Genomic DNA, 10,018 nt, shown 5'->3' with positions numbered 1-10,018 from the left:
CTTGAGGAGAGTTCTCAACAGTCCCACTACCGATGAAATCAGAAAAGAAAGAAAGATAGTTCTTTGAGACATCAATAGCTAAAATAGCCAAAGGAATCACCTCCGGATTGAGTACAGCCTTACAACCTCGCGGTACATAAGAAAACGAGGCAAAACATTTTCCGGCAAGTAAAAAGCTGTACTCTAGTTAGGCAATCTTATTTAAGAGAACAAAGTCTCAAGGAGGGGCAACCTGAAACTATTTTACCAGAGGTGTTAAAAAATATGCATTCAATTTTCAAAGACCAATTTTAATTTTTACCGAACTTATTATACGAGGAGGGGTTAGCTGTGAAGAAGGTTCTTGTAGCACTTTTTGTATTGGCAGCACTTTCGCTATTTGCAGTTCAGATCAACTACGGTATATTTGCTGACCTAACAACCACCAACATCTGGAACTTGCTCGGTTCAGGTTCTTCCTCTTGGAACTTTGCGGTCCAACTTTGGAAATATCCTTCACTGCTTGGCATGAACAAAGAAGGTCAACTCATTCCATCCGCGGCCGCTGAAATTCCAAAAATCGTTAAAGAAGGAAATATGTACACAGTTACGGTGAAGCTGAGAAAAGACATGCGCTGGTCGAACGGTGCTCCGTTTACAGCAGATGATGTTGTTTTCACATACTCGACAGTTAAAGAAATGGAAATTCCTGGTGGAAACTGGGGCGGAGCGTATGAGCCAGAAAAAGTAGAAAAAATAGACCAATGGACAGTCAAGTTCTACTTCAAAGAAAAGAAGACAATGACAATCTACTATGACACGCTCATGACAGCTATTGTATGCAGCAACTACTGGAAGCCAATTGTTGACAAGGCAAAGAAACAAAAAGATCCAGTTCGGTGGCTGCTTTCGCAAGAAGTTATCGACCCAGGTATAACAGCTCTGAACCTTGGAAAAGTTGAAAAAGGCGCATTTGTACAAGTTGTAAAACAAATTGCAAACGATAAATATTGGAGCTATGGAGAAAAGAACATATACTACAAAAACGGAGGATTCTCTATAGTCAATCCAAAGACAGGTTTCAAATGGTCAACAGACAACCCGAAACCAGCTGGAGATGTCGCACTTGAAGTTGTAAACGGTCCATTTGTTGATACGATCGTCTACAAGATCTACGGTAACAAACAAGTTGCAATCCAGGCGCTTATCGCAGGTGACATCGACTACATTTTCAACCCGGTTGGATTGACAGCAGGAGAAGCGGAACAACTCAAAGGGCAGAAAGACATAAAGGTTGTCTCCAACCCACAACTTGGCTTCAGATACCTCGCATTCAACATGAGGAAATTCCCAATGAACGTGAAAGAATTCAGACAGGCGATAGCTGCACTTATCGACCGCGACTTCATCTGTAACCAAGTTCTCCAAGGCAGAGCGATTCCACTTGCAACGCCAGTTCCACCGGCAAACAGCTTCTGGTACAACTCAGCCGTGAAGACGATTGGTGAAGGCTTGAGCATGGGTGAAAGATATCAACTTGCAGTCAGCTTGCTCAAGAAAGCAGGGTTCAAATGGGATACAGAACCAGTTATAGATCCAAAAGATACGAAGAACCCAATTAAAACGCCTGGTAAAGGCTTGAAAGGTCCAGATGGAAAGGCAGTACCAACAGTCACACTTATGTCACCTGGTATGGACTACGACCCAATGAGAGCACAGACAGCTATGTACATCGAACAGTGGGCAAAAAACATCGGTATTCCTCTTAACCTAAAACTCACAGACTTCAACGAAATCGTCACAAAAGCATTTGATGATGTTGACTTTGATATGTACATGCTTGGTTGGGGTATCGGAAGAGTTCCAACATACTTCAAATCATTCTGGCATAGCTCAGAAATGGCACCAGAAGGCTTCAACACACCTGGTTACAACAACCCAGAATTCGACGCACTTGTCGAAGAATTTGAATACGCTGACACATTTGAACAGGCAAGAAAAGCAATATTCGAAGCGCAGAGATTGCTTGCTGAAGATCTTCCATACATAATCCTCTTCACGAATCCAATGATCGAAGCATACAGAACATCGATCAAATTCCCATTCGACAACATGCTTGATGGTATACAAGGTTATTATGGATTCCCAGAAGGAGTAAGAAAAGTTCAATAATCGTCATATAGTTTGAAATTTTTAAAAGCGAAATTGAATACGTTACTGTCCCCCCGTTCAGGGGGGACTATTAAATGAAAGGATAACAAACGTCCTCTAACGACTCTTTAAAAGATAATAGACAAAAAGGAGAGGTGAAGATGAGCGGTCTGGAGTTGTTTATATTCGCTGTTCTTATCCCTGCAGTAGGTGTTTACTTTTCGCTATGGAAGGGTAAAAAGCCGAAAAATTATATTTTCTTAGCAATCAGTATTTTATTGTACTATGGTGCACTTTTCAACATTAAATACCTTTACCTTTTCAGCCCAAGATTTAATTTTATAATCGCACCAATCGTCTATTTTTATGCATTTGACTTACCGGGATTGGCGAAGTTCATTCGAAACAGAGTTGCACAAATAGTGTTGTTACTTGTTATATATGTAACACTTGTCTTCTTTATCTTCCTTGCCATGCCAGGTGACTATACTACTAAATTTTTGGATCCAAAAATCATGAGAAATCCAGAGATGTACGAGAGAATTAAAAAGATGTTCGGAGTAGATGACCCGTGGTATGTTAAGTACTATAAGCACATGAAGAATTTCTTTAACTTGGAAATGGGAATATCGTTTAGCGAATATCCAAAAAAGGTTGAAGAGATAATTGCAGAGAGATTACCACGAACATTGTTCTTGTTCTTGGCAAGTTCTGTTCTTTCGTTCCTTTTAGGGTTTGACCTTGGAAAAAGAATTGCATGGAAACGAGGTGGTTTGGTAGACAAGGCTGCAACGTTTGTAGGTATAGTATTCTGGACAATATTCACCCCGTTTTACATGCTCATAATAATATGGCTATTCGGTGTTACATTAAAATGGTTCCCGCTTTCTGGATTCATAACCCCATCAAAATGGTTTGATGCTCCTTTCAGTGCTCAAGACGTATTCTTGAAGCTTTTGTGGACTGAACTCTTCTTGTTAGTAATGTGGATACTTGGTGTTGCGGTTGCTTCTAAACTAAAAACTATTAAGGCGAAGAAAACAGCAATATGGTCTTTTGTCGCGTTAGGTATTGTTCTGGCGATACTGTATTGGGCAACTAACAAAATGGGAACCTACGCTCTCGATATAGTTTACCATCTCGCACTTCCAGTCATAGCGCTTGTTACACTGCACTTTGCTGGTGATATGTTGGTCATGAGAGACACGATGCTCGAAGTTATTAAAGAAGACTACATAACAACAGCCCGAGCTAAAGGCTTACCAGACAAAGTTATCAGAGACAAGCACGCAGCAAGGACAGCACTATTACCTCTCATGACGAGCTTTGTCATCGGGCTTGCATCGACTGTAAGTGGTGGTGTCATTACAGAAACGATGTTCTCTTGGAAAGGTATGGGACTTACCTTACTTGAAGCGACCACATCGCAAGACACACCACTTGCAATAGGTTGTCTTGTCTTTACAGGTGTTCTCGTACTCTTTGCCCACTTGGTTGCCGATATATTGTATGCATTCTTAGACCCACGAATCAGATATTAAGTGAGGTGAGGATAATGGCTCAAATAAATAATAATCAAGCACGCGAATCAATTGCAAAAATCAAGTTTAAACTATTCATAAAGAATTTCAAGAAGAATTGGGCTCTATTCAGAGAAAGCAAGATGGGAATGTTCGGTCTTTGGGCAATAATAGCATTCGGTATATTCGGCGCACTCTCTCCGATTGTACTAAATATCCTTGACCCAAACATTTACGATCCAGTAACGGGGCTCGATTCAAGGATACTATCGAGTAAATACATCACAGATTACCTTTCAACTCAAAACATCGTAAAAGGTATAGAAATACCAACAGCGCAGATATGGGTCTATTCATTCATGGATAAAGGTGAGGCATTTAAAACTTCAATGGAAAATGTAGCAAGAAACGCGCAGTACGATATAATGACAACGTACGCACCTGACAGTATGAGGCATTTTCTTGATACTATTGCCGACAGCTATATACCCGCAAAGGAAAGACTTTACTTCCAAAATGGTTTATCTGAACTCATAAACGCTGGACTTATAAAATTCTCTTCCATTACTTCACCAAAAGATGTTGGTAACAGAGACAAATTCTCGTTCCAAAATTTCTCGGAGCTCCTGCAAAAGATAGATCACAAAACACTTGCGATAGCGCTATCTCCTTATGCAGATAGCGATGAAGTTTCAAGAGTACAACTGTGGTACAGAAGTCTCAATAGGGACAATGATCAGGCTGTAGAAGAATTTAATTCTGCTCTCTTTGGACAATATAGTGAAGATGAGTTGAAACAAGCTCAACAAAAGGTGATTGAAATAGCAAAGAGCATTGCTGGAGGGGACACGGCTGCACAGCTTTACGTACAATCAGACCAGCAACTTGCTGAAGTCATTGAAAACGAAATTGTAGACGTTTCTGACCTTGTTAACAGCGCTGTGATGAGGTTAATTCCAGAGTTATTGGTCTTAGCAAGAGAAGATGAAAAAATTTTGGAGCAGCTCAAGAATTCTAAGTTTGTAAACCTTATAGAGATGGCTGAGAAAAAATTATCGAATTTAAACGATAAGAATATATTCGAGCAAGCCTATAAAAAGGCAAAAACAGAGATTGAGAACATAACGAACGAAATGAAATCGATAGGAATAGACCAATCATATGAAGAAGTAGAGAAATTCCTTGAACTATACGCAGGTATGCAACTTGCGAAAGTGTCAGTTGATATAGGTGTTAATACGAGAGCAAAACTTGAAAACCAAATTGCAGAATACTCAGATACCGTTCACGTGGGTTTTGTGTACGAACTCAACGACATTTTCAAAAAGATAGCGATTGCAAGGACTATGATGTCTAAACTCTTGAATGATGAGAACGTGCCTGACGCGTATGAAATGCTCGGAAGTAAGGTTATAAAGGTTTTATCTGATCCTGTTACATCTTTGATGGCGTATGCTTTTGGCGGCACAAACAAACTTTCAAAAGTTACAGCAAATATCGAAAATTCCCAACTTGATGATTTTAAAAGAATTGACATCGTGGATAAACTCAAGAAATACGAAAACAAAGAACCTATCGAAGCAGCAAGCTTCTTGATAGGCGAAGGTGACATAAATGAATATATATATCAAAGAATGGTAGACGAACACAAAATGAGCCTGAACGATGCTTCCAAATGGGATGAAATTGCAACCAAAACGATATCAGAACTTAGTGGTAAGAAGACATCTTGGAGCAAGGAATTTGCTGAGAAAAAGCTCGTGGAACTCTTCAACACATTGTCTCTTACCAACAAGATAGGAGTTGGACATCCGCTACCACCAAGCAGATGGCACTGGCTCGGTACGGATCCAGTTGGAAGGGACATATTTGTTCAACTGATGGTCAGTACACCAAGTGAATTTGTTCTTGGTGTTCTTGCAGCACTCATAACAGTTGTCATCGGTACAATCATCGGAACAGCTGCGGCATACTACGGTGGGGTTGTTGATGTAATATTCATGAGAATTGCCGATATAATGATGCTCTTCCCGTCCACCGCATTCTTGATAGTTCTCTCTGGTTTCATGACAATGAATCTATTCAAACTTGCTCTCATACTTGGATTACTTGGTGGCTTTGGTGGAATTACACTCGTTTTGAAAGCACAAGCATTAACAATTAAGGTAAAACCATACATAGATGCTGCAAGAGTTTCTGGTGGTAGCCATGGATACATAATATTCAACCACATAATCCCGAACGTAATGCCACTTTCGTTCCTCTACATGATGTTCAACGTCACAGGCGCAGTCTTTTCAGAAGCTGTGTTGAGCTTCTTCGGATTGATGAAAGTCAGAATGTCTTGGGGATTGATGATTAACACCGTTTGGAGTTCTGGATACCTGGGGTCAGGCAACATAGGAGCTTACTGGTGGATGTGGGTACCAGCTGGCGGTGCAATTACTCTCTTGTGTTCAGCTTTCTATTTCCTCGGAAGAGGACTTGAAGAAATCGTAAACCCAAGACTTAGGAAGAGGTGATAACCATGGCAGTGCTAAAAGTTGAAGATTTGAAGATGCATTACAAAACGAAAATGGGCTATGTCAAAGCCGTTGATGGTATATCTTTTGAACTGGAAGCCGGAGAGAGCCTCGGAATTGTTGGAGAGTCTGGTTGCGGTAAGACATCGGTTTCAATGACTCTTCTGAGAATACTTCCAGAGAATGCAAAATTCATGGGTGGACATGTGTGGTTTAACGATAATGGCAAGATGGTTGACCTTGTTAGCCTAGAAGAAGAGCAGATGAGACATTACAGATGGAAAGGCATCTCGATGGTCTTCCAAGCGGCTATGAACTCGCTGAACCCTGTTTACAGAATCAGCGACCAAATTGTTGAAGCGATACTGAACCACTATCCAGAAACTCCTATTGATGAAGCACGTTCAAAAGTTGCTAAACTCTTTGAACTCGTGACACTCGATCCAAAGAGGATGGACCAGTATCCTCACCAGTACAGCGGCGGTATGAAGCAGAGAGCAGTCATCGCTCTATCTCTCTCATGTGACCCGAAGGTCATAATAGCGGATGAGCCGACAACTGCTTTGGACGTTATAGTGCAAGATAAAATACTCAGAGAAATGAAAAAGATACAAAAAGAGCTCAACATGGCGATGATTTATATTTCGCACGATATCGCCGTTATCGCTGAAGTCAGCGACAAAATTGCTGTCATGTACGCTGGAAAATTCGTAGAACAAGCTGACTCGACAACCGTTTTCAAACGTCCGATGCACCCATACACATTCTTGCTCATGAACGCATTCCCAAGCCACGTTGGAGAAAAGAAAAAACTGTTCACGATTCCAGGTGAGCCACCTAACTTATTGAATCCACCTACCGGGTGCCGATTTGCGCCAAGATGTCCATGGGCAACAGACAAATGTAGAAACGAGGAGCCACCATACCAAGAGGTCGAAAAAGGACACTACATATCATGCTGGCATCCGCTTACAGAAGAGGTGAGAAAAGATGCGTTCAGAAAATAAAAATGTACTTCTTGAGATAAAGAATCTGAAAAAATACTTCCCGGCAGAGAGAGCATTATTCTCGAGGGCAAAACATTTTGTACATGCTGTTGATGATGTATCATTTGAAATACTCGAAGGAGAGTCTATAGGTCTTGTTGGGGAGTCTGGTTGTGGAAAAACTACGACTGGAAGAATGGTTGTCAGACTTGAAAATCCGACAGCCGGGAGCATCAAAGTGCTTGGAAAACCAATAGAAGAGTACGAAAGAATGGAATACCACGGCATGGTACAGATGATATTCCAAGACCCGTACGAATCACTAAACCCGAGGATGACGATATTTGACATAATCGCAGAACCTTTAAACATACACAACGTTGGTACGCTCGAAGAAAGGGAAGACAAAGTAGCGAGTTTGCTTCAGGAAGTAGGACTCACCCCACCTGACAGTTTCCTGTGGAGATATCCGCACGAATTATCAGGTGGACAGAGGCAGAGGGTTGCTATCGCAAGGGCACTCGTTCTGAACCCGAAACTAATAGTCGCAGACGAACCGACATCGATGTTGGACGTCTCAGTCAGGACTGCTGTTATGGACTTGATGATGGAACTCCAACAGACGCACAAAATGAGCTATTTGTACATTACGCATGATTTGGCGGTTGCAAGGTACATGGTTAACAGAATAGCAGTTATGTACCTTGGAAAAATTGTCGAACTTGCAGAAACAGAAGAACTACTCCACAACCCGATGCACCCATACACAAGAGCGCTTATGGATGCAGTTCCAGTACCTGATCCAGAGTACAAGAGGAACGAACCGAACATCATAGGCAACATCAGCGCACCAATTGACCCACCCCCAATATGCAGATTCTACGACAGATGCCCATTCAAAGAAGAGAGGTGCAAAACAGACCCGCATCCTGAACTCAAAGAAGTTTCTCCCGGACACTATGTGGCTTGTTATCCAGTGCAGGAAGGGAAATTGAAATAATAACAAGTAAAATGAAGAATCCACCGGAGAAGAAAACCGGGGGATTTCTATTTTTTGTTTGGAAACAAAATTGTTATAGTTAAGCGGCTTTCGAAAGTCTTATAATAGTAACGAGATGAAAAAAGGAGTGACAGTGCGAGTGAATAAAAAGTTCTTGTATCTTATTGTAACACTTTCCATCATTTTAATATTGACGCATTCATGTGCGTTACTACAGCTTAAGAAAAAGACAGAAATTCCAGAACCGTCTTCGAACACGATGTATTCGCTCCTCATACGTTCCTTCTACGATTCAGACGGAGATGGAATAGGGGACTTTCGCGGGGTAGCTCAGAAAGTTGAATATTTCAAAGAATTGGGTATCGATACAATCTGGTTTTTGCCGTTTAACAAGGCAAAGTCTTATCACGGATACGACGTAGAAGATTACTATGATGTTGAGCCGGACTATGGAACTTTCGAAGAGTTCAAAGAAATGTTGAAGATATTGAATGAGAATGGAATAAGGGTTGTAATGGACCTTGTTGTCAATCACACAGCAAACACGCATCCGTGGTTCAAAGATGCTGTTGAGAACACAACAAGCTCACCATACTGGAACTACTATATAATGACACTTGAGGACAAAAGCGGGCATGCCCACTGGCATTGGAAGATGAACTCAAAAGGACAGAAGGTCTGGTACTTTGGCTTGTTCGACCTGTCAATGCCAGATTTGAATTTCAGCAACCTGGCAGTTATGGAAGAAGTTAAAAAGATAATCGATTTCTGGTATCTTGTAGGTGTTGATGGATTCAGGCTCGACGCTCCAAAGCACTACATGGGGTGGGACTGGGATGATGGAATTACCCAATCCGCTCAAGTAGCGAGGCAGATAGAAAGTTATATCAGAACCAAGTATGGAAACGACGTAATACTTGTGGGTGAAGTCTTCGATGGCAATCCATCTGTTTTGTCACAGTTCGCACCACTGCCAGTGTTCAACTTCACATTTATGTACAACATAAGGTCAAACTACGAAGGACAAGACAACCTACTCCAAAACGCAATAAGCTGGGTTAATTCAAATACGTACTACCTAGCATCATACCACTTCCCGTTCATAGATAACCACGACCTTGACAGGTGGATATCTGTTCTAATTGATCAAAAATACTCAGGAAATGTTACTAACGGCACTAAGCAATATTTACTAACAAATGCTGTTTTGCTATCTTTGAAAGGAATCCCAACGATCTACTATGGCTGTGAAATAGGATTAAGGGGCTGGAAATGGAGAACTGACCCGTGGGACATGCCAGTTAGAGAACCGATGCAGTGGTACACAGCGCAATCAGGAACAGGTCAGACCTACTGGACAAAATCGGTTTATCAAGCAAAGAACATAACCTTTGGCAATGCAAATGTGGATGGTGCGATGTACGATGAACCAAACGATGGAGTTTCTGTGCAGGAGCAGGAGAATGGCTACACAATCTTGAACTTCTTCAGGGAATTCATAAACCTGAGGAAAACTTATCCAGCACTTTCTAAAGGGACGATAACGGTTGAGAGAGATTGGAAAAACTTGATAGCGATAAAAAGAACTTACGGTTCACAAGAAATCCTCGTGTTGATAAACCTTGACCCACAGTGGTCAAATACCTTTACAGTCCCGGCTGGGTACAAATGGGTGTGGTATGCGTTCTTCAATGATACCAACTTTGAATTTGGTCCTAAGAATGAAGCGCCGCTGGGACAGAACACAAATTGGACAGTCAACCCAAGGCAAATATACGTGTTTGTCAAGAACTGAAAGTACAGTCACAACATGACTATGGAAATTGTTCCACAAGAAGATTTTAAATTCGTAATAAAAGT

At 41.3% G+C, this 10,018-nt stretch carries 6 protein-coding genes; all 6 read left to right on the top strand.

The window, feature by feature from the left end; all coding sequences use genetic code 11:
• Positions 1-330: 330 nt before the first annotated feature.
• The 6 genes from BUA11_RS08665 (at position 331) to BUA11_RS08640 (ending at position 9,953) form a co-directional block, all read left to right on the top strand.
• Positions 331-2,151: an ABC transporter substrate-binding protein gene (locus BUA11_RS08665; RefSeq protein WP_072760575.1), complete on the top strand. Its 1,821-nt coding sequence runs from the start codon at positions 331-333 to the stop codon at positions 2,149-2,151.
• Positions 2,152-2,291: 140 nt separating this feature from the next.
• Complete coding sequence (locus tag BUA11_RS08660; protein ID WP_072760573.1) at positions 2,292-3,671, top strand: ABC transporter permease; 1,380 nt, start codon at positions 2,292-2,294, stop codon at positions 3,669-3,671.
• A gap of 14 nt (positions 3,672-3,685) precedes the next feature.
• A complete protein-coding gene (locus tag BUA11_RS08655; RefSeq protein WP_072760570.1) occupies positions 3,686-6,172 on the top strand; it encodes an ABC transporter permease in 2,487 nt (828 codons plus the stop codon).
• Between the two features lie 5 nt (positions 6,173-6,177).
• The gene (locus tag BUA11_RS08650; RefSeq protein ID WP_072760569.1) at positions 6,178-7,179 is read left to right on the top strand and encodes an ABC transporter ATP-binding protein; all 1,002 of its coding nucleotides are present in this window, start codon (positions 6,178-6,180) and stop codon (positions 7,177-7,179) included.
• Positions 7,163-8,158, top strand: a complete 996-nt coding sequence (locus BUA11_RS08645) for an ABC transporter ATP-binding protein (protein WP_072760557.1) — start codon at positions 7,163-7,165, stop codon at positions 8,156-8,158. Before BUA11_RS08650 ends, BUA11_RS08645 begins: the two co-directional genes overlap by 17 nt.
• A 115-nt stretch (positions 8,159-8,273) precedes the next feature.
• Positions 8,274-9,953, top strand: a complete 1,680-nt coding sequence (locus BUA11_RS08640; RefSeq protein ID WP_072760554.1) for an alpha-amylase family glycosyl hydrolase — start codon at positions 8,274-8,276, stop codon at positions 9,951-9,953.
• The last annotated feature ends 65 nt before the right edge of the window (positions 9,954-10,018 follow it).

Origin of the sequence: Fervidobacterium gondwanense DSM 13020 (assembly GCF_900143265.1) — a bacterium.
GTDB lineage: Bacteria > Thermotogota > Thermotogae > Thermotogales > Fervidobacteriaceae > Fervidobacterium > Fervidobacterium gondwanense.
Note: the sequence above shows the minus strand (reverse complement) of the source record. Positions and strands in the feature narration are given on the sequence as shown.

What these genes read in the sequence shown, in the direction of transcription:
- BUA11_RS08660 (WP_072760573.1), top strand. Translation starts at nt 2,292, where the DNA reads ATGAGCGGTCTGGAGTTGTTTATATTCGCTGTTCTTATCCCTGCAGTA.
- BUA11_RS08655 (WP_072760570.1), top strand. Translation starts at nt 3,686, where the DNA reads ATGGCTCAAATAAATAATAATCAAGCACGCGAATCAATTGCAAAAATC.
- BUA11_RS08650 (WP_072760569.1), top strand. Translation starts at nt 6,178, where the DNA reads ATGGCAGTGCTAAAAGTTGAAGATTTGAAGATGCATTACAAAACGAAA.
- BUA11_RS08645 (WP_072760557.1), top strand. Translation starts at nt 7,163, where the DNA reads ATGCGTTCAGAAAATAAAAATGTACTTCTTGAGATAAAGAATCTGAAA.
- BUA11_RS08640 (WP_072760554.1), top strand. Translation starts at nt 8,274, where the DNA reads ATGAAAAAAGGAGTGACAGTGCGAGTGAATAAAAAGTTCTTGTATCTT.